The organism is Thermus scotoductus DSM 8553 (genome assembly GCF_000381045.1).
Classification (GTDB): Bacteria; Deinococcota; Deinococci; order Deinococcales; family Thermaceae; genus Thermus; species Thermus scotoductus.
Genome location: NZ_KB905761.1, coordinates 1 through 16,601 on the forward strand (window position 1 = coordinate 1; position 16,601 = coordinate 16,601).

Sequence of the window (16,601 nt, forward strand, 5' to 3'; positions counted from 1 at the left end):
CGAGGGACCCGGTGAAATTGAACTGGCCGTGAAGATGCGGCCTACCCGTGGCAGGACGAAAAGACCCCGTGGAGCTTTACTGCAGCCTGGTGTTGGCTCTTGGTCGCGTCTGCGTAGGATAGGTGGGAGCCTGTGAAGCCGCCCTTTCGGGGGCGGTGGAGGCGCCGGTGAAATACCACCCTGACGCGGCTGGGGGCCTAACCCAAGGGATTGGGGACAGCGCTTGGCGGGCAGTTTGACTGGGGCGGTCGCCTCCTAAAGGGTAACGGAGGCGCCCAAAGGTTCCCTCAGGCGGGACGGAAATCCGCCGGAGAGCGCAAGGGTAGAAGGGAGCCTGACTGTGAGGCCTGCAAGCCGAGCAGGGGCGAAAGCCGGGCCTAGTGAACCGGTGGTCCCGTGTGGAAGGGCCATCGATCAACGGATAAAAGTTACCCCGGGGATAACAGGCTGATCTCCCCCGAGCGTCCACAGCGGCGGGGAGGTTTGGCACCTCGATGTCGGCTCGTCGCATCCTGGGGCTGAAGAAGGTCCCAAGGGTTGGGCTGTTCGCCCATTAAAGCGGCACGCGAGCTGGGTTCAGAACGTCGTGAGACAGTTCGGTCTCTATCCGCCACGGGCGCAGGAGGCTTGAGGGGGGCTCTTCCTAGTACGAGAGGACCGGAAGGGACGCACCTCTGGTTTCCCAGCTGTCCCTCCAGGGGCATAAGCTGGGTAGCCATGTGCGGGAGGGATAACCGCTGAAAGCATCTAAGCGGGAAACCCGCCCCAAGATGAGGCCTCCCACGGTGTGAAGCCGGTAAGGACCCGGGAAGACTACCCGGTGGATGGGCCGGAGGTGTAAGCGCCGTGAGGCGTTGAGCTGACCGGTCCCAATCGTCCGAGGTCTTGACCCTTTTGCCCTGATGACCACCCCAGCTTGGATCCCCTGCCGCTTGAAGGCGGCGTGGGATTTTGAAAAACAAAACACGAGAATCCCCCGTGCCCATAGCGGCGTGGAACCACCCGTTCCCATTCCGAACACGGAAGTGAAACGCGCCAGCGCCGATGGTACTGGGACCGCAGGGTCCTGGGAGAGTAGGTCGGTGCGGGGGATTTTTACTACGCGGGAGTAGCTCAGTTGGTAGAGCACGACCTTGCCAAGGTCGGGGTCGCGGGTTCAAGTCCCGTCTCCCGCTCCACATCAACCCCCAGGCCTAGGCCTGGGGGTTTTTCATTTGACGCTTTCGTCGGAAAGCCAGTCGGCCCAGGTTTCCAAATGGGCGCTATCGGAAACGGCGAGGACCTCCCGCTCGGGCAGAAGGATCCGGGTGATGGAGGTGTTGGGGATGTGGAAGCGCCGCCAGGCGTCGCCCTCGAGGTCCAGGGCCATCTTCAAGGCGGCGCGGATCACGCCCCCATGGGTCACCAGGAGGTGCCGGCCGGCTGGGAGGGTTTCGAGGAAAGCCTCCAGGCGCCGGGCTAAGTCTGCCATGCTTTCCCCACCAGGACGGGGGGTATGCCAGGGATCCCTTTGGGCAGCCCGGATGAACTCGGGGTACCGGGCCTCCGCTTCCTCCCGGCTCAGGCCGGCCAGGGCGCCCACGTCGATTTCCCGCAAAAGGGGGGTGGTTTCCAAGGGAAGGCCCAGAACCGCCGCCAGGGGCTCGGCGGTTTCCCGTGCCCGGCGGAGGTCGGAGGCGAAGAGCCCATGGAAGGGAAGCTGGCTTCGGGCGAGCCGCTGGGCCAGGCGGAAGGCCTGGCCGATCCCCGCAGGGGAGAGGGGTACATCCAGGTGGCCCTGGAAGCGCTTCTTGACGTTCCACTCGGTTTCCCCGTGGCGGATGAGCCAGAGCTCTTTCATACCAGCCGAACCCCGGAGCCTGCCACTACCCTTCCCACCGGGAAGCTTTCCACCAGGTCCTGGGCCCTCTGGGCCTCCTTTTCCGGCAGGACCAGGATAAGCCCAAGGCCCATGTTGAAGACCCGGTACATCTCCTCCTCCGGTATGTTTCCCAGGCGTTGCAGGTAGGGGAAGATGGGGGGAATGGGCCAGCTTCCCTTTCGGATCTCCGCTCCCAGGCCCTCGGGAAGAGCCCGGGGCAGGTTTTCCGGGAGGCCGCCCCCGGTGATGTGGGCGATGGCGTGGATCCTCACCCCAGCTTCCCTAAGCGTTAGGAACTCCTTGAGGTAAGCCCGGTGGGGGCGGAGGAGGGCTTCTTTTAGGCTTTCCCCAAGCTCGGGTACGGGCGCCTCGAGGTCCAGCCCCTCCACCGCCTTCCGGATCAGGGAGTAGCCGTTGGTGTGAGGGCCGGAGGAGGGAAGGGCCAGAAGGAGATCCCCTTCCCGGACCCTTTCCGGGCCCAGGATCTCCTCCTTCTCCACCACGCCCACCAGGGTGCCCACCACATCCCAGGCTCCTTCCCGGTAGACCCCGGGCATCTCGGCGGTCTCCCCGCCCAGAAGGGGAATGCCCAGGGCCTTGCAGGCCTCGGCCAGGGAGGTGAGGAGCGCGGAGAGCACCTCCTCCTCCAGGCGGCTTGCCGCCAGGTAGTCCATGAAGAAGAGGGGCAGGGCCCCCTGGGCCAGGAGGTCGTTCACGGAGTGGTTCACCAGGTCAAAGCCCAGCCCGGACACATTGCCCACCTGGAGGGCCAAAAGGGTCTTGGTGCCCACCCCGTCCGTGGTGGCCACCAGGACGGGCTCCTTCATTTCCTTTAGCCCGCCGGCGTCGAAAAGCCCTCCAAAGGCTCCAATCCCCCGTAACACCTTGGGGGTATAGGTGGCGACGATGGCCTCCTTGGCCCTTTTCAGGGCTTCCGCCTTGGCCTCGATGTGCACCCCGGCTTCCTCGTAACGCATCGGCCTCATCCTACCCCAAGGGCCTCGAGGAGAAGCCGGCGCACCAGGTCGGGCTTGGCCTGGCCCTTGGTTCTCCTCATCACCTGGCCCAACAGGGCGTCCAAAGCTTTCAGCTTGCCCTGGCGCACGCTTTCTGCCGCTTCGGGCATGGCGGCGATCACCTCGGTCACCACAGCCCTCAAGGCTCCCTCGTCCGCCACCACCCTTAGGCCCCTCTCCCGCACCAAGGTTTCGGGATCCTGCCCTTCCAAGACTTCGGGAAGGAGTTCTTTGGCCACCCGGCTGGTGATCTCCCCCCGTTCAAAGAGGGCCACCAGCCGGGAAAGGCCCTCCGGGGTAAGGCGGGTTTCCTCCAGGGAAAGGCCCCGTTCGTTTAAGAGCCCGGCCACATCCGCCAAAAGCCAGTTGGCCAGGGCCTGAGGGGAGGCCTGGCCCAGGCTTAGGGCTCGGTCCAGGAAGCGGGCCAGGGAAGGGGTGTAGGCCAGGACCTCGGCGTCCTGGGCCTTGATCCCCAGGGCCTGGTAGCGTTTTTCCTTCTCCCAGGGGAGTTCCGGTAACCCCTTATGGATCTCCTCCAGCCATTCCCGGGGGATGGGGACCGGGGGGATGTCGGGCTCGGGGAAGTAGCGGTAGTCGGCTTCCTCCTCCTTGGTGCGCATGGGGTAGGTTTTGCCGCTTCCCTCCTCAAAGCCCAGGGTGGCCTGCTTCACCCGCTCCCCGCGCCTTAGGATCTCCGTCTGGCGGCGGATCTCGTACTCTAAGGCCCTCTGCACGCTCTTAAAGGAGTTCAGGTTTTTGATCTCCACCTTGGTGCCCAAGGGCTCCCCCATGCGGCGAACGGAAACGTTGACATCGGCCCGCATTTTGCCTTCCTCGGGGCTGGCCTCGGAGATGCCCAGGGTTTGCACCAAAGCTTGGATGTGTTGCAGGAAAAGCCGGGCTTCCTCGGGGCTATGGATATCGGGCTCGGTTACCAGCTCTATCAGGGGGCTTCCCGCCCGGTTCAGGTCCAAAAGGGTGCGGTCCTCCAGGTGGAGGCTTTTCCCGGCATCCTCCTCCAGGTGGAGGCGCTTGATGCGCACGGTTCTTTCCCCCAGGGGCAGCCCTCCCCCTTGGCCCAAGGGGAGGTCGTACTGGCTGATCTGGTAGTTTTTGGGCAGGTCGGGGTAGAAGTAGTTCTTGCGGTGGAAAACGAGCCTTTCCGGAACCCGGCTTCCCAGGGCCAGGGCCAGCTTTAGGCCGAACTCCACTGCCTTTTTGTTGGGCACGGGGAGGCTTCCGGGCAGGCCTAGGCAGACGGGGCAGGTGTGGGTGTTGGGGGGAGCGCCAAAGTAGTCGGCTTCGCAGCCGCAGAAGGCCTTGGTCCGGGTCTTCAGGTGCAGGTGGACCTCGAGGCCGATGACCGCCTCATACATGGCCTAAAGTTTACCAGCTGGATCTAGGGGCGCTTGGCTCCCTCCTGCACCCCGCTCAAACGCATGAACTCCTTGGGATCCACCGCCCGGGAAAGGCCCAGCTCGTAGGTGATCAGCTTGCGCTTGTAAAGGTCAGCAAGGCAAGCGTCCATGGTGATCATCCCGTACTGGCCGCCCGTCTGGATGACGCTCCTAAGCTGGTGGCTCTTCCCCTCCCGGATCAGGGCCCTTACCGCAGGGGTAGCGATCATGAGCTCGTAGGCCAAGACCCGCCCGCCCCCAAAGGCCTTGGGGAGGAGCTGCTGGGTTAAAACGGCCACCAGGTTGTTGGAAAGCTGCACCCGCACCTGCTCCTGCTGGTTCTCCGGGAAGACGTCCACGATGCGGTCTATGGTCTCGGGGGCGGAGTTGGCGTGCAGGGTGCCCATGACCAGGTGCCCGGTTTCCGCAGCGGTGATGGCGGCGGCGATGGTTTCGTAGTCCCGCATCTCCCCCACCAGGATCACGTCCGGGGCCTGGCGAAGAACGCTTCTCAGGGCCTTGTGGAACCCGTGGGTATCGGAGCCGATCTCCCGCTGGTTGACGATGGCCTTCTTGTGCTTGTGGAAAAACTCAATGGGGTCCTCGATGGTCACGATGTGCACCGGCTTGCGCTCGTTGATGTAGTCGATCATGGAGGCCAGGGTGGTGCTCTTCCCCGACCCGGTGGGCCCCGTGACCAGGACCAGGCCTCTGGGGCTTAAGGCGATCTCGGCGATGTTCTTGGGCAGGCCCAGCTCCTCAAAGCTCTTGATGGTGGCGGGCACCACCCTAAGGACCCCGCCCACGCTTCCCCGTTGCAGGAAGACGTTGACCCGGTAGCGGCCCTTTCCCGGGAGGCTGAAGGAGAAGTCCAGCTCCTTTTCCTCTTCAAAGATCCGCTGTTGCTTCTCGTCCATGAGGGCGTACATGAGGCGGCGGGTGTCCTGGGGGGAGAGGGGCTCGTACTCCGTGGGGTGGAACTCCCCGTCCACCTTGATCATGGGGGGAAGGCCCACGGTGATCACCAGGTCGCTGGCCCCCCGCTCCACGGCCAGGGTTAAGAGGTCCACGATGTCGGGTGTTTTGGCCATACCTACCTCCTTCACTCAATGGTACGCGCCAGGACTTCCTCGAGGGTGGTGATTCCCTGGAAGGCCTTGTAGATCCCGTCCTCCCTCAGGGTCTTCATCCCCTTTCTTCTGGCGATCTCCTTGATCTCGGTGGCCGACTTGCCCGCCACGATGGCGTGGCGGATCTCGTCGTCCACCACCAGTAGCTCGTGGATGGCGTAGCGTCCCTTGTACCCGGTACCGCCACAACGCTCGCACCCCATGCCCCTAAAGAGCTTGGCCCCCTGGAGCTCCTTTTCGCTCAGGCCCAGGCGGTGCAGGACCTCGGGATCGGGCTTCACCTCCACCTTGCAGTGGTCGCAGATCCTTCGCACCAGGCGCTGGGAAAGGACCCCGATGAGGGCGGCGGAGATGTTGAAGAGCTCCACCCCCATCTCGTCCAGACGGGTAATGGCCTGGGCGGCGTCGTTGGTGTGCAGGGTGGCGATGACCAAATGCCCGGTGAGGGCGGCCTCGGTGGCGATCTTGGCGGTCTCGGAGTCCCGGATCTCCCCCACCATGATGATGTCCGGGTCCTGCCTCAAAAAGGCCCTCAGGGCCCGGGCGAAGGTGAGGCCCGCCTGGGGGTTCACCTGGGTCTGGTTGATGCCAGGAATCTCGTACTCCACGGGGTCCTCGATGGTCTGGGTGTTCTTGTCCGGGGTGGCGATGCGCTTTAGGATGGAGAAGGTGGTGAAGCTCTTGCCCGAGCCCGTGGGCCCGGTGATGAGGAAGATGCCGTAGGGCTTGGAGATCACCTCCTGGAAGCGCTCAAAAACGCCTGGGGCAAAGCCCAGACCCTCGATCTCGGGGATGTCGGCGGCCTTTTTCAAAAGGCGCATCACCGCCTTCTCCCCGTAGACCGTGGGCAAGGTGGAGAGGCGGAGGTCCAGGTCAATGCTCCCGTCCCGGTAGCGCACCCGGCCGTCCTGGGGCAGGCGTCTTTCCGCGATGTTGAGGCCGCCCATGATCTTGACCACGCTGATGATGGAGTTTAGGGCCCCTTTGGACAAAGTGGTGTACTGGCGCAAGGTGCCGTCAATCCTTAGGCGCACCAGGACATCGCTCTGGCGGGGCTCCACGTGGATGTCCGAGGCGTCTTGTAAGTAGGCCTCCCGGATCACCTGCTTGACGAACTTTTGGGCAGCGCTTTCGTCCAGCTCGGGAACGGCGGCCTCCTCCTCCTGGTAGCCCTTGGATAGCTCCTTGGCGATCTCTCCCAGCTCCTCCCTGCTGTAAAAGCGTTCAATGAGCTTGGTGATGGCGGCCTCCGTGGCCACGGCGGGCACCACCTCGTAAGCTAGGCCCTTGCGCTTGAGGGCTAGGCGCACATCGTCCAGGGCCAGGATGTTCCGGGGGTCCTTCATGAGGAGGACTAGGCGATTTCCCTCCACGTGGTGGGGGAAGATGCCATAGCGGCGGCAGAGGTCCTCGGGGAGGAGAAGGGCGGCCCCAGGGTCAGGGGGGGTCTGCTCAGGGTTGATGTAGGCGTAGCCCAGCTGGGCCGCCACCGCCTGGGCCAAGGCCTCGGGTTTTAACTTCCCCGAGGCCACCAGGGTGTCCTCCAGGCGGCCTCCGCCTTGGCGTTGCTTCTTTAAGGCCTCCTCCACGTCCTCAGGCCGGGCCAGGCCCAGCTCCACCAGGATCTCCCCCAGGGGCTTGGCCTTGGGTAGGCGCCGTTGCACCTCGAGGGCCTCCCTTAAGTCCTCCCGGCTCAGGCGCCCCTCCTGGACCAAGACCTCCCCCAGGCGGCTTTTTTCCGGATAGGCCTGGTGGAAAAGGGCTTCCCACTCCTTGGGAAGGGTGAGGAGGAAGCGGGCGGGGCGCCCAAGGAGCTCCGCCACCGCTTCCTTGTGCCGGGAGTCGGCCAGCACCACCTCCACCTCCCCGTCCCGGAAGGCTACGGGCACGGCGCTATAGCGCAGGGCGTCGGAGCGCAGGAGAAGGTTGGTGGCGGCGGGGTCGGGGGATAGACCCTGGGTAGAGGGGAGAAACTCCATTCCCTTCTGCTCGGCCAAAACCCGGTAGAGGACTTCCTCGGGTAGCCCCTTGCGCACCAGGATTCGGCCCAGGAGATCCCCGGTCTTTTCCTGCTCCACCAGGGCTTCCTCCAGGGTGTTCCGGTCCAGGAGGCCCTTCTCCACCAGAAGCTCGCCCACCTTCAGCTCCTCCCGGCTGGGGCCGGTGGGGGGTGGGGATGGGGTTAGGCCCAGCTCCGGGTAGTTCTTGGCCAAGGCGTAAAGGAAGGCGCTTTTGGTGGCCTGGTAGGGCTCCACCACCATTCCGGTGAGGTCCTCCACCTCCTCGAGGGCCAGGGTGTCCAGAGGGTTCACGAAGGCCACCCGTACCACGCCCGCCTCCTCGTCCACGGCGAAGGGGATGGCCTGGAGCTCCTTGGCCTTTTCCGCGGGCAGAAGGGCCCTTACCTTGGGGGGGATCTCCAGGGTGTGAAGCTCCACCAAGGGGATGCCGAAGTGGTCCTCGATGGCCTGGGCGATGCGCCTTTCGGAGAGGAGGCCCGAGTCCACGATGACTTCCGCCAAGGAGCCTCCCACTTCCCGGTGTTTCTCCAGGGCCATCTGCAACTCCTCATCGGTGAGGAGCCCGGCATCCAGAAGGATGGCGCCAAGCCGTTTGTCGCCAATGGTCAGCACGCTCATCCCAATCCTCCTCTAAGGCACGCTTCCGCGCGACCGGGGTTTCCTAAACGGAGTCTCCAGCATCCGTATGAAACGCGTGTAAAAAAGCTCCTGCTCCCGCAAGGGGGGCACCAAAACGGTGTAGGCCCCCACCAGGTTGCCCCCAAGGACGTCGGTGAAGATCTGGTCCCCCACCACCGCCACCTCCTGGGGGGAAAGTCCTAAGGCCTTCAGGGCCCGACGGAACCCCAGCCAGGGCTTCAAGGCGGGGGCATGGCCGGGGAGGCCAAGCCTTCCTTGAATCCGGGCGAAGCGCTCGGGTAGGGCGTTGGATAGAAGGTAGATGGGGACCTCGGCCTTGAGCGCTTCCAGCCAGGCCCGGTGTTCGGGCGAGGGTTCCTCCTCCCCATAGGGCAGGAGGGTGTTGTCCAGGTCCAGGATCACCCCCTGAAGGCCCCGCTCCTTCAGCCACTTTGGGGTGAGGTGGAGGAGGGAGGGCAGGACCGCCCGGGGGAAGAGCATGGTTCCATTGTGCCACGGCGGGAAGGGGCCCTTAACGGGGGAGCATGATAAGCCCCCACATCCGTCCCGTCTTTCCCCGGTCCCGGCGGTGGGAAAAGAGGGTGGGTTCGCAGTGGGTGCAGAGGCCCACCTGGTAGATCCTCTCCCGAAGGAGGCCAGCCCTTTCCGCCTGGAGAAGGAGGGCCCCTTCCAGGTCCAGGAGGTACCTACCCGGGGCCTTTGGGTCCGGGGTAAAGGTGTTTAGTCCCGCTTGGGCGAAGCGTTCCGCCACCTCCTCCCCCACCTGGTAACACCGGCCCCCAATGCCTGGGCCCATGGCCAGGTGAACCTGCTTGGGATCCAGCCCCATTTCTTCCAGAAGCTCTAAGGCTCGAGGGAGGATCCCCCCTACCACGCCCCGCCAGCCGGCATGCAGGGCCCCCACCACCCCTTCGGGGTGGTAGAGGAGAAGGGGGTAGCAGTCCGCCGCCCCCACCCTCAGGAGAAGGCCGGGGGTCTTTGTGAGGAGGCCATCCCCTTCCCAGACGCCAGGGCCTTTCACCAGGTGGACCTCTACTCCGTGCACCTGCTTGAGCCCGGCCACGGGAGGATGGCCGAATCGGGAGAGGACCCGCCTTTGGTTCTCGGCCACCCGTTCGGGGTCGTCCCCGGTGGCCGCGGAGAGGTTCAGGCTCTGAAAGGGCCCTTGGGAAACCCCGCCCAGGCGGGTGGTGAAGCCGTGGGGCACGGGCAAGGGGGTGGTGAGGAGGGGAACCATGCCTCTATTGTGCCCTGGGGTTCCGCAAAGCGTGCCTTTACCCCTATTCTTCACAGGCTCAGGTGTATACTATACCCCCATGAAGACGGACCGGAACCAGCTCCGCTTCAACCAGGTTCTCCTCACCCTTCTTCTCCCCCTGGCGGCGTTTTTGGACCTGCCCCTTCTGGTCTATCTCCTTTTCCTCCTCATGGTAAGCCAGCACACCCCCTGGGATCTGATGGTGGCCCTGAAGCGGGCCCTGGGCATCCCGGCCAGGCTGGTGGAGGAGGACCCCAGGCCTCACCGCTTCGCCCGTACCTTGGGGGCGGTGTTTTTGGGGCTTTCCTCCCTCTTCCTCCTTCTCGGGCTCAAGGGGGTGGGGTACACCTTGGCCCTGGTGGTGGCCCTACTGGCCTTCGTCAACCTGGCCTTCGGCTTCTGCCTGGGTTGCTTCCTCTACCTGCACCTGCGTTACGCCCGGGCCCTTATCACCGGGAAATAGCCTCCAGAAGGCGCACCATCTCGATGGCGGTGAAGACCGCCTCGGCTCCCTTGTTCCCCGCCTTGCCCCCGGCCCTTTCCTGGGCTTCCTCCGGGGTGTTGGTGGTGAGAACGCCGAAGACGATGGGTTTTTCCGTCTGAAGCATGGCCTGCATGAGGCCCGAAGCAGCCTGGGCGGCCACGTACTCGAAATGGGGGGTTTCCCCCCGCACCACGGCCCCTAAGGCCACCACCGCATCCACGTCGGGGCGCAGGGCCAGGCGCTTGGCCACCAGGGGTAGCTCAAAGGAACCCGGCACCCAGGCCACCAGAACCTCGGCGGGGTCCCCGCCCAGGCGGGCGTAGGCCTCGAGGGCCCCTTCCAGGAGGAGTTTGGTCACCCGTTCGTTGAAGCGGCCCACGGCGATGGCCAGGCGTACCCCTTTGGCGGTAAGGATGGGGGAGAGGGTCTTGGGCTTCATGGTCCCAATATACTTTGGGGGTGGAGCGGCATCTCCTGGTGCTCCTGGGCTACCGCCTGGGTGGGGCCCTGGTAGCCTAGGGGTATGAAGCTGGAAGGGGAGGCCAAGCTCCTGCGCATCTTCGTGGGGGAGTCGGACCGGCATGGGGGGAGGCCCCTCTATGAAGCCATCGTCCTCGAGGCCAAGCGCCAGGGCCTGGCCGGGGCCACGGTGTTCAAGGGCTTCATGGGCTTCGGTGCCCACTCCCGCATCCACACCGCCAAGATCCTCCAGCTCTCCGAGGACCTGCCCGTGATGATCGAGATCGTGGACACCGAGGAGAGGATCCGGGCCTTTCTGCCCGTATTGGAGGGGATGGTGAAGGAGGGGCTGGTGACCCTGGAGAAGGTGGAGGTTATCCGCTACCGAAGCCGGTGATCCAGGGCACTTTCTTTCCCCGGGGGCTGGTCTAACCATAAAGGTATGGAGAGGATTCCCCCGGGCCAGGTGGTCACGGAGCGGTTCCCCATCCTCACCTATGGGGAGGAGCCCAGGGTTTCCCCCGAGGAGTGGCGGTTTTCCCTCTTCGGCCTGGTGGAGGAGCCCTTTACCCTCACCTACCCGGAGCTCCTCCGCCTGCCCCAGGCGGAGGTGGTGCGGGACTTCCACTGCGTCACCCGCTGGAGCCGCCTGGATGTGGCTTGGCGAGGGGTGCGGGTGAGGGACCTTTTGCTGAGGGCCAAGCCCAAGCCCCAGGCGGTGGCCGCCTTGGTTCACAGCTACGGGGGCTACACCACCAACCTCTTCCTGGAGGACCTCCTGCGGGAGGATGTCCTCCTCGCCCATACCCTTTTCGACAAGCCCTTGCCTTTGGAGCGGGGTGGGCCGGTGCGCCTGGTGGTGCCCCATCTCTATGCCTGGAAAAGCGCCAAGTGGGTGCGGGGCATTGAGCTTCTGGACCACTTGGAGCTGGGGTTTTGGGAAAAGCTGGGCTACCACTTCCGGGGCGACCCCTGGCGGGAGGAGCGCTTTCAGGAGGGTCCCATCCCCGCCGCGAGCCTGAGGTTCCAAAGTCGGAAAGGAGGGAGGGAAGGATGACGGCTCTGGAGCAAGCCCGCCTGGATGTGGAGGAAGCCTTGCGCCGCTACCGGGAGTGCGTGGAGGTGGAGGCCAGCGAGTACGGTGCGGAGTACGAGCGGGTGACCTTCATGGAGTACGAGGCACCGGCCCCTGACCCCTGTGCCGAGGCTTTTTCCCGGCTGGTGGCGGCGGTACGAGCCTACGAAGGAGCCTCGGGGCGGCGGGAGGACCTGGACCTCGGTGCCCTGAGGGACCGTGTTTATGAGGCCTTGGATAAGGGGTAGGCCAGGGGCTTCCCCTCTTGGAAGTAGTGGGCTTCCCGGTACCCGAGGTCCGAAAGAAGGTCCACCGCCTCGAGGAAGGCGTGCCCCACCTGCTCTGGCCGGTGGGCGTCGGAGCCCAGGACGATCCCAATGCCAAGCTCCCGGGCCCTTCGCAGGAGGGCGGGGGCGGGGTAGATTTCCCCGATGGGCTTCCTAAGCCCGGCGGTGTTCACGTCCAGGAGAAGCCCCTCCTGGGCTATGGCCTGCAGGGCGGGTTCGGCCAGCTCCACAAGGGCTTCTTCTGGAAGGCGGTGGCCGAACTTCTTGGGCAGGTCCAGGTGGCCGATGGCGTGGAAGAGGCCGCTTCTTGCCGCTTTTTCCACCTCCTGGAAGTAGGCCTGGAAGATCTCCTTCAGGTCCCGCCAGGTGTACTCCTCCTGGTGGTCGGGATGGTCCAGGGGCCAGGCCCCCAGGTAGTGGACGCTGCCGATCACGTAGTCGAAGGGGTAGCCTTTAAGCAGGGTCCGCACGAACTCCTCCGTGCCCTCGTGGAAGTCGGCCTCGAGGCCGATCCCCACGTAAAGATCCGGGTGATCTTCCCGGATTTTCTCCAGGGCCAGGAGGTAAAAGGGCAGGGCCTCGAGGCGCATGCGGCTTTCGGGGTCGTACCAGGAGGGCATAGGACTGTGGTCGGTGAAGACCACACCCTTTAGCCCAGCCTTCCGGGCGTGGAAGAGGTACTCCCCGGGGGCCCCTTGGGCATGGCCGCAAAGGGGGGTATGGAGGTGGCTATCCACCATGCTGGGATTCTATCCGCAAGACCAGGCCTCGAGAGGCGAACACCACCACCCTTTCCCCCAAGGCTTCCGAGAGATCCAAGGAGAGAAGGGGGTCTTCCTGGGCCTCGGGCACGGTATCCTCTCCGGGGATACCCAGGGCCTGGACCAGAACGGGAACCGAGGGAGGGAAGAGGAGGGGGTGGCGCTCCAGGATGGCCTCCACCCGAAAGACCTCCGCCCAAAGCCGCTTCAGGGCGAATAGGGCCTCCTGTGGGTTCCGGGCCAGGTGGTGGGTTCCTTCCCCCGGCTGGCGGAGGAGGAAGGGCCCCTTTCCCTTGAGGGTCTCCAGGAAGGCCTCGGCCCGTTCGGGCAGGAGGTAGCTTTCCCGCACGGCCCTTTCCGCCTCTTCCGCCGCCAGGAGGAGGCGTTCCTCATCTATACGCACGCCGAACACACCCTGGAAGAGCCTTTCGATGCGCTCGGGAAGGTTGTTGAGGCGGGCGAACTCCTCCCAAAGCCCCACCACCCAGGTTTCCGCCACGGGGAAACCCAGGCTCTGGGCTCGCTTCAGGAGGGAAACCTCCCCCCGGCCTTCCGCCTGGGCCAAGGGGATCAGTCCGGGGTTCGCCATAGGTACCGGGCCAGGTGGCTTAGGACCGGGTGATCAAACAAAGCGCACTCCCTCGGCCCGGGTTACCTGGCCCTGGTAGAGGAAGGTGACCTGGCGCAAGGCGGCCTGAAGGTCAAAGGGGGTAAGGGCGCTGGTGGCGTCCTCCGGGAGGACCACCCGGTACCAGCGAAGGGCGGCGGAGCCTGCGGTGTGGAGCACGCAGATGTTGGCCACGGTGCCCGTCACCACCACGTGCTTTACCCCCCAAAGGTGCAGGTAGTGGTCCAGGGGGGTACCGTAGAAGGCATCGTAGCGCACCTTCCTCACGATGAGATCCTCGGGCCTAGGCTGAAGCTCCTCCAGGATCTCCGCCCCCCAGGTGCCCGCCACCGCATGCCGGGGCCAGATTTTAAACTCGGGGTCGTCCTCCCGGTGCCAGTCCTGGGTGTAGACCACCCTTGCCCCCGCCTGCCGCGCCCTTTCCAGAAGAAGCCGGATGGCCGGAACGCTTTTGGGAGCATCGGGCACGAAAAGGGCACCTTGAGGGTGGGCGAAGTCGTTTTGCATGTCCACCACGATCAAAGCGGTTTCCCTGGCGGGAAGCTCCAGGCCTTCCACCTTGGGGATTTCCGGAAGCTCTACCATATCCTTATTTTGCCACCTTGACCAGGGGGAGGGGAGGGGCTACACTCTTGCGCATGAAAATACGGGACCTCCTAAAGGCGCGCAAGGGGCCCCTTTTCTCCTTTGAGTTCTTTCCCCCCAAAACCCCGGAAGGGGAGGAGGCCCTTTTTCGCACCATGGAGGAGCTTAAGGCTTTCCGGCCGGCCTTCGTATCCATCACCTATGGGGCCATGGGGAGCACGAGGGATCGCAGCGTCCTCTGGGCCAAGCGCATCCTGGACCTGGGGCTGAACGCCCTGGCCCACCTCACCGTGGCCGGGCAGAGCCAAGAGGAGGTGGCGGGGGTCTTGGACCGGTTCGTGGAGGCGGGGGTGGAGAACATCCTGGCCCTCCGTGGCGACCCTCCCCAAGGGGAGAGGGTGTTTAGACCCCATCCCCAGGGGTTCCGCTACGCCATGGAGCTGGTGGCCTTTATCCGGAGCCGCTATGGGGAAGGGGTTTCCGTGGGGGGGGCCGCCTACCCCGAGGGGCACCCGGAAAGCGAAAGCCTCGAGGCCGACCTGCGCCATTTCAAGGCCAAGGTGGAGGCGGGGCTGGACTTCGCCATCACCCAGCTGTTCTTCAACAACGCCCACTACTTCGGCTTCCTGGAAAGGGCCAGGAGGATGGGCATAGAAATCCCCATCCTCCCCGGCATCATGCCCATCACCAGCTACACCCAGCTCCGCCGCTTCACCGAGGTCTGCGGGGCCAGCATCCCCGGACCCCTTCTTTCCAGGCTGGAAAGGTACCAGGAGGATCCTAAGGCCATCCTGGAGATCGGGGTGGAACACGCCACCCGCCAGGTGGCCGAGCTTTTGGAGGCCGGGGTGGAGGGGGTGCACTTCTACACCCTTAACCGAAGCCCCGCCACCCGTAGGGTTCTGGAGCGCCTGGGCTTTAAACCGACCTAAACTTCCACCCCCTCCCCGAGGCGCGCCAGGCCCACCTCCTGCCCCCGCAGGGCTAGGAGCTTGCCCAGCGCCAGGAGCGCTTCCTCCTCCCCGTGGACCAGGATCACCCGGGGCTGGCCATGGAGCCAGTCCAATAGCTCATCCTGCCCCGCATGCCCCGAGAAGCCGCCCAGGGTGTGGACGCTGGCCCTAAGGGGTATCTCCTGCCCCAGGAGGCGGATGCGCTCGGGCCTTTGGATGATCTCGGCTCCCAGGCCCCCTCGAGGCTGGTAGCCCACGAAGACCAAGGTGTTCTTGGGATCGGAAAGGCCGTGCTTCAGGTGGTGGAGGATCCGCCCCCCGGTGAGCATGCCGCTTCCCGCGATGATCACCATGGGGCCGGGCTCGCGGTTCAGGGCCTTGGATTCCTCCACGCTTTCCACCACCCGAAGCCCCCGGGGGCGGAAGGGATTCTTCCCCGCCAGGAAGTAGGCCTGCACCTCCTCGCTGAAGTAGCGCACCAGCCGGGGATAGAGGTCAAGGACCCGCTCGGCCATGGGGGAGTCCAGGTAGATGGGGGCCTGGGGCAGGCGGTGGCCGTTTTCGTAGAGGAGGAAGAGGATTTCCTGGGCGCGTTCCACGGCGAAGGAGGGGATGAAGACCTTGCCGCCTTGGCCCAGGGTTCGTTCCAGGATCTCCAAAAACTCCTGCACCGTGGCGGCGAAGGAGCGGTGGGGCCGGTCCCCGTAGGTGCCCTCGCAGAGGATCAGATCCGCCTTGGGAGGCAAGGAGGGGTCGGGGAGGACGGTCTTCTGCCGGTTGCCCAGGTCCCCGCTGTAGACCAGGGTCTTCCCCTCCCCCTGGACCACCACGAAGGCGCTTCCCGGAAGGTGCCCTGCTTGGCCAAAGGTGAGGGTAAGGTCCCCCAGCCTGAGCCATTCCCCAAACTCCAGGAGGCGGACGTGGCGGAGAGCTTCCTCCACATCCTCCTCCTCGAAAAAGGGGGTTTCCATGACCTTTAGGGCGTCCTGGAGGATGATCTGCATCAACAAGAAGGTGGCCTGGGTGGCGTAGACCGGCCCCCTATACCCCTCCCGGAAAAGCTTGGGCAGACGGCCCACGTGGTCCAGGTGGGCATGGGTCAGGACCACGGCGTCCACCGCCTGGGGGTCAAAGCCAAAGGGGGTGTGGTTCTTCTCTTCCTCGCGCCCCTGGAACATGCCGCAGTCCAGGAGGATCTTCCTGCCCTCGGCCAAAAGGAGGTGGCAGCTTCCCGTGACCTCCCGCGCGGCGCCAAAAGGTACGATGCGCATGCCTTTATCTTGACACTCACCGGTGGGTGTGCTAGCCTATTCCCTCGGACAGGGTCCTATCCCCCGTCCTGCCACCCTAGCTCAACAGGCAGAGCACCCGACTTGTAATCGGGGGGTTGGGGGTTCAACTCCCCTGGGTGGCTCCAAGCGGGCGTGGGCAGGTGCCCGAGCGGCCAAAGGGGACGGTCTGTAAAACCGTTGGCGCACGCCTTCGCTGGTTCGAATCCAGCCCTGCCCACCAAAGGTGTGCCAAAGCACACCCCATGCGGGAGTAGCTCAGTTGGTAGAGCATCGGCTTCCCAAGCCGAGGGTCGCGGGTTCGAGTCCCGTCTCCCGCTCCACGAGCTCGCGTAGCTCAGCAGGTAGAGCACACCCTTGGTAAGGGTGAGGTCGCCGGTTCGAGCCCGGCCGCGAGCTCCATCTTTTTGTCTGCCCTGGGCGTAAGGCCCCCAGGGCGGCTTTTGCGTGCAGGAAAGAAGGAGGAACCATGGCCAAGGGCGAGTTTATCCGTACGAAGCCTCACGTGAACGTGGGGACGATTGGGCACGTGGACCACGGGAAGACGACGCTGACTGCGGCTTTGACCTTTGTGGCGGCGGCGGAGAACCCCAACGTGGAGGTGAAGGACTACGGGGAGATTGACAAGGCGCCGGAGGAGCGGGCCCGTGGGATTACCATCAACACGGCGCATGTGGAATACGAGACGGCCAAGCGGCACTATTCGCACGTGGATTGCCCCGGGCACGCGGACTACATCAAGAACATGATCACGGGTG

The 16,601-nt window shown here is 64.7% G+C and carries 18 protein-coding genes, 5 tRNA genes and 2 rRNA genes; 13 read left to right on the top strand and 12 right to left on the bottom strand.

Translation table 11 applies throughout. The features are described from left to right. From F604_RS0109575 to F604_RS0109585, 3 genes are all read left to right on the top strand, one after another. Nucleotides 1-893 (top strand): 23S ribosomal RNA (locus tag F604_RS0109575); the annotation flags it as partial. Between the two features lie 81 nt (nucleotides 894-974). Then, nucleotides 975-1,091 (top strand): 5S ribosomal RNA (gene rrf / locus F604_RS0109580). Between the two features lie 11 nt (nucleotides 1,092-1,102). Beyond that, nucleotides 1,103-1,178, top strand: a tRNA-Gly gene (locus tag F604_RS0109585). A 32-nt stretch (nucleotides 1,179-1,210) separates the two neighbouring features. Here the strand turns inward: F604_RS0109585 and F604_RS0109590 are convergent. The 7 genes from F604_RS0109590 to pgeF are packed head-to-tail and all read right to left on the bottom strand — an operon-like array spanning nucleotide 1,211 to nucleotide 9,301. Further along, nucleotides 1,211-1,840, bottom strand: a complete 630-nt coding sequence (locus tag F604_RS0109590) for a histidine phosphatase family protein (RefSeq protein ID WP_019551468.1) — start codon at nucleotides 1,838-1,840, stop codon at nucleotides 1,211-1,213. Continuing rightward, nucleotides 1,837-2,838, bottom strand: coding sequence for a phosphoribosylformylglycinamidine cyclo-ligase (purM, locus tag F604_RS0109595; RefSeq protein ID WP_019551469.1), 1,002 nt, complete (start codon nucleotides 2,836-2,838; stop codon nucleotides 1,837-1,839). Before purM ends, F604_RS0109590 begins: the two co-directional genes overlap by 4 nt. A 5-nt stretch (nucleotides 2,839-2,843) precedes the next feature. After that, nucleotides 2,844-4,253 carry an Asp-tRNA(Asn)/Glu-tRNA(Gln) amidotransferase subunit GatB gene (gene gatB, locus F604_RS0109600; protein WP_019551470.1) on the bottom strand — a complete coding sequence of 470 codons (1,410 nt, stop codon included), beginning with the start codon at nucleotides 4,251-4,253 and terminating at the stop codon, nucleotides 2,844-2,846. A gap of 23 nt (nucleotides 4,254-4,276) precedes the next feature. Beyond that, a complete protein-coding gene (locus F604_RS0109605; protein ID WP_019551471.1) occupies nucleotides 4,277-5,365 on the bottom strand; it encodes a type IV pilus twitching motility protein PilT in 1,089 nt (362 codons plus the stop codon). 11 nt (nucleotides 5,366-5,376) lie between these two features. Next, nucleotides 5,377-8,043, bottom strand: coding sequence for a type IV pilus assembly ATPase PilB (gene pilB / locus F604_RS0109610; RefSeq protein WP_019551472.1), 2,667 nt, complete (start codon nucleotides 8,041-8,043; stop codon nucleotides 5,377-5,379). 12 nt (nucleotides 8,044-8,055) lie between these two features. Continuing rightward, nucleotides 8,056-8,544 (bottom strand): YqeG family HAD IIIA-type phosphatase, encoded by a 489-nt coding sequence (locus F604_RS0109615; RefSeq protein ID WP_019551473.1) that lies wholly within the window; start codon nucleotides 8,542-8,544, stop codon nucleotides 8,056-8,058. A gap of 31 nt (nucleotides 8,545-8,575) precedes the next feature. Then, nucleotides 8,576-9,301 (bottom strand): peptidoglycan editing factor PgeF, encoded by a 726-nt coding sequence (pgeF, locus tag F604_RS0109620; protein WP_019551474.1) that lies wholly within the window; start codon nucleotides 9,299-9,301, stop codon nucleotides 8,576-8,578. Between the two features lie 79 nt (nucleotides 9,302-9,380). On the opposite strand from pgeF, the gene F604_RS0109625 reads away from it, so the two are divergent. Next, entirely contained in the window at nucleotides 9,381-9,785 is a 405-nt protein-coding gene (locus tag F604_RS0109625) for a DUF4395 family protein (RefSeq protein ID WP_026329111.1), read from the top strand. Here F604_RS0109625 and ribH read toward each other — a convergent pair. Further along, on the bottom strand, nucleotides 9,772-10,245 hold the full coding sequence (gene ribH / locus F604_RS0109630; RefSeq protein WP_015716093.1) for a 6,7-dimethyl-8-ribityllumazine synthase: 474 nt from the start codon (nucleotides 10,243-10,245) through the stop codon (nucleotides 9,772-9,774). The two genes, F604_RS0109625 and ribH, sit on opposite strands and share 14 nt — an antisense overlap. 84 nt (nucleotides 10,246-10,329) lie before the next feature. Here ribH and F604_RS0109635 point away from each other — a divergent pair, with 84 nt between their 5' ends. From F604_RS0109635 to F604_RS0109645, 3 genes are read left to right on the top strand one after another with little or no spacing between them, the layout of a single operon-like run. Continuing rightward, nucleotides 10,330-10,662: a DUF190 domain-containing protein gene (locus tag F604_RS0109635; RefSeq protein ID WP_019551476.1), complete on the top strand. Its 333-nt coding sequence runs from the start codon at nucleotides 10,330-10,332 to the stop codon at nucleotides 10,660-10,662. A gap of 45 nt (nucleotides 10,663-10,707) precedes the next feature. Beyond that, the gene (locus tag F604_RS0109640; RefSeq protein ID WP_019551477.1) at nucleotides 10,708-11,322 is read left to right on the top strand and encodes a sulfite oxidase-like oxidoreductase; all 615 of its coding nucleotides are present in this window, start codon (nucleotides 10,708-10,710) and stop codon (nucleotides 11,320-11,322) included. After that, entirely contained in the window at nucleotides 11,319-11,588 is a 270-nt protein-coding gene (locus F604_RS0109645; RefSeq protein ID WP_019551478.1) for a hypothetical protein, read from the top strand. Before F604_RS0109640 ends, F604_RS0109645 begins: the two co-directional genes overlap by 4 nt. Here F604_RS0109645 and F604_RS0109650 read toward each other — a convergent pair. The 3 genes from F604_RS0109650 to F604_RS0109660 are packed head-to-tail and all read right to left on the bottom strand — an operon-like array spanning nucleotide 11,564 to nucleotide 13,601. Then, the gene (locus F604_RS0109650) at nucleotides 11,564-12,367 is read right to left on the bottom strand and encodes a histidinol-phosphatase HisJ family protein (RefSeq protein WP_019551479.1); all 804 of its coding nucleotides are present in this window, start codon (nucleotides 12,365-12,367) and stop codon (nucleotides 11,564-11,566) included. The genes F604_RS0109645 and F604_RS0109650 overlap by 25 nt on opposite strands. Beyond that, nucleotides 12,357-12,977, bottom strand: a complete 621-nt coding sequence (locus tag F604_RS0109655; RefSeq protein ID WP_019551480.1) for a hypothetical protein — start codon at nucleotides 12,975-12,977, stop codon at nucleotides 12,357-12,359. Before F604_RS0109655 ends, F604_RS0109650 begins: the two co-directional genes overlap by 11 nt. 33 nt (nucleotides 12,978-13,010) lie before the next feature. Further along, complete coding sequence (locus tag F604_RS0109660; RefSeq protein ID WP_019551481.1) at nucleotides 13,011-13,601, bottom strand: nicotinamidase; 591 nt, start codon at nucleotides 13,599-13,601, stop codon at nucleotides 13,011-13,013. Nucleotides 13,602-13,654: 53 nt separating this feature from the next. Between F604_RS0109660 and metF the strand changes: the two genes are divergently transcribed. Then, on the top strand, nucleotides 13,655-14,533 hold the full coding sequence (gene metF / locus F604_RS0109665) for a methylenetetrahydrofolate reductase [NAD(P)H] (protein ID WP_019551482.1): 879 nt from the start codon (nucleotides 13,655-13,657) through the stop codon (nucleotides 14,531-14,533). Here the strand turns inward: metF and F604_RS0109670 are convergent. Beyond that, on the bottom strand, nucleotides 14,530-15,825 hold the full coding sequence (locus tag F604_RS0109670; RefSeq protein WP_015716103.1) for an MBL fold metallo-hydrolase: 1,296 nt from the start codon (nucleotides 15,823-15,825) through the stop codon (nucleotides 14,530-14,532). The genes metF and F604_RS0109670 overlap by 4 nt on opposite strands. Before the next feature lie 70 nt (nucleotides 15,826-15,895). Between F604_RS0109670 and F604_RS0109675 the strand changes: the two genes are divergently transcribed. The 5 genes from F604_RS0109675 to F604_RS12105 all read left to right on the top strand — a co-directional run. Continuing rightward, nucleotides 15,896-15,971 (top strand) — tRNA-Thr (locus F604_RS0109675). A 9-nt stretch (nucleotides 15,972-15,980) separates the two neighbouring features. Then, nucleotides 15,981-16,066 (top strand) — tRNA-Tyr (locus tag F604_RS0109680). Nucleotides 16,067-16,090: 24 nt separating this feature from the next. After that, a tRNA-Gly gene (locus F604_RS0109685) sits at nucleotides 16,091-16,166 on the top strand. Nucleotides 16,167-16,169: 3 nt separating this feature from the next. Further along, a tRNA-Thr gene (locus F604_RS0109690) sits at nucleotides 16,170-16,245 on the top strand. A gap of 67 nt (nucleotides 16,246-16,312) precedes the next feature. Further along, on the top strand, nucleotides 16,313-16,601 hold a 289-nt coding region (locus F604_RS12105; protein ID WP_038044701.1), incomplete at its 3' end, for a GTP-binding protein.

Excerpts from the sequence above, each read along its gene's own strand:
- F604_RS0109635 (WP_019551476.1), top strand. The coding sequence starts at position 10,330 with ATGAAGCTGGAAGGGGAGGCCAAGCTCCTGCGCATCTTCGTGGGGGAG.
- F604_RS0109660 (WP_019551481.1), bottom strand. The coding sequence starts at position 13,601 with ATGGTAGAGCTTCCGGAAATCCCCAAGGTGGAAGGCCTGGAGCTTCCC.
- F604_RS0109640 (WP_019551477.1), top strand. The coding sequence starts at position 10,708 with ATGGAGAGGATTCCCCCGGGCCAGGTGGTCACGGAGCGGTTCCCCATC.
- gatB (WP_019551470.1), bottom strand. The coding sequence starts at position 4,253 with ATGTATGAGGCGGTCATCGGCCTCGAGGTCCACCTGCACCTGAAGACC.
- F604_RS0109625 (WP_026329111.1), top strand. The coding sequence starts at position 9,381 with ATGAAGACGGACCGGAACCAGCTCCGCTTCAACCAGGTTCTCCTCACC.
- F604_RS0109645 (WP_019551478.1), top strand. The coding sequence starts at position 11,319 with ATGACGGCTCTGGAGCAAGCCCGCCTGGATGTGGAGGAAGCCTTGCGC.
- F604_RS0109670 (WP_015716103.1), bottom strand. The coding sequence starts at position 15,825 with ATGCGCATCGTACCTTTTGGCGCCGCGCGGGAGGTCACGGGAAGCTGC.
- F604_RS0109655 (WP_019551480.1), bottom strand. The coding sequence starts at position 12,977 with ATGGCGAACCCCGGACTGATCCCCTTGGCCCAGGCGGAAGGCCGGGGG.
- pgeF (WP_019551474.1), bottom strand. The coding sequence starts at position 9,301 with ATGGTTCCCCTCCTCACCACCCCCTTGCCCGTGCCCCACGGCTTCACC.
- F604_RS0109605 (WP_019551471.1), bottom strand. The coding sequence starts at position 5,365 with ATGGCCAAAACACCCGACATCGTGGACCTCTTAACCCTGGCCGTGGAG.
- F604_RS0109590 (WP_019551468.1), bottom strand. The coding sequence starts at position 1,840 with ATGAAAGAGCTCTGGCTCATCCGCCACGGGGAAACCGAGTGGAACGTC.
- pilB (WP_019551472.1), bottom strand. The coding sequence starts at position 8,043 with ATGAGCGTGCTGACCATTGGCGACAAACGGCTTGGCGCCATCCTTCTG.
- metF (WP_019551482.1), top strand. The coding sequence starts at position 13,655 with ATGAAAATACGGGACCTCCTAAAGGCGCGCAAGGGGCCCCTTTTCTCC.
- ribH (WP_015716093.1), bottom strand. The coding sequence starts at position 10,245 with ATGAAGCCCAAGACCCTCTCCCCCATCCTTACCGCCAAAGGGGTACGC.
- F604_RS0109650 (WP_019551479.1), bottom strand. The coding sequence starts at position 12,367 with ATGGTGGATAGCCACCTCCATACCCCCCTTTGCGGCCATGCCCAAGGG.
- F604_RS0109615 (WP_019551473.1), bottom strand. The coding sequence starts at position 8,544 with ATGCTCTTCCCCCGGGCGGTCCTGCCCTCCCTCCTCCACCTCACCCCA.
- purM (WP_019551469.1), bottom strand. The coding sequence starts at position 2,838 with ATGCGTTACGAGGAAGCCGGGGTGCACATCGAGGCCAAGGCGGAAGCC.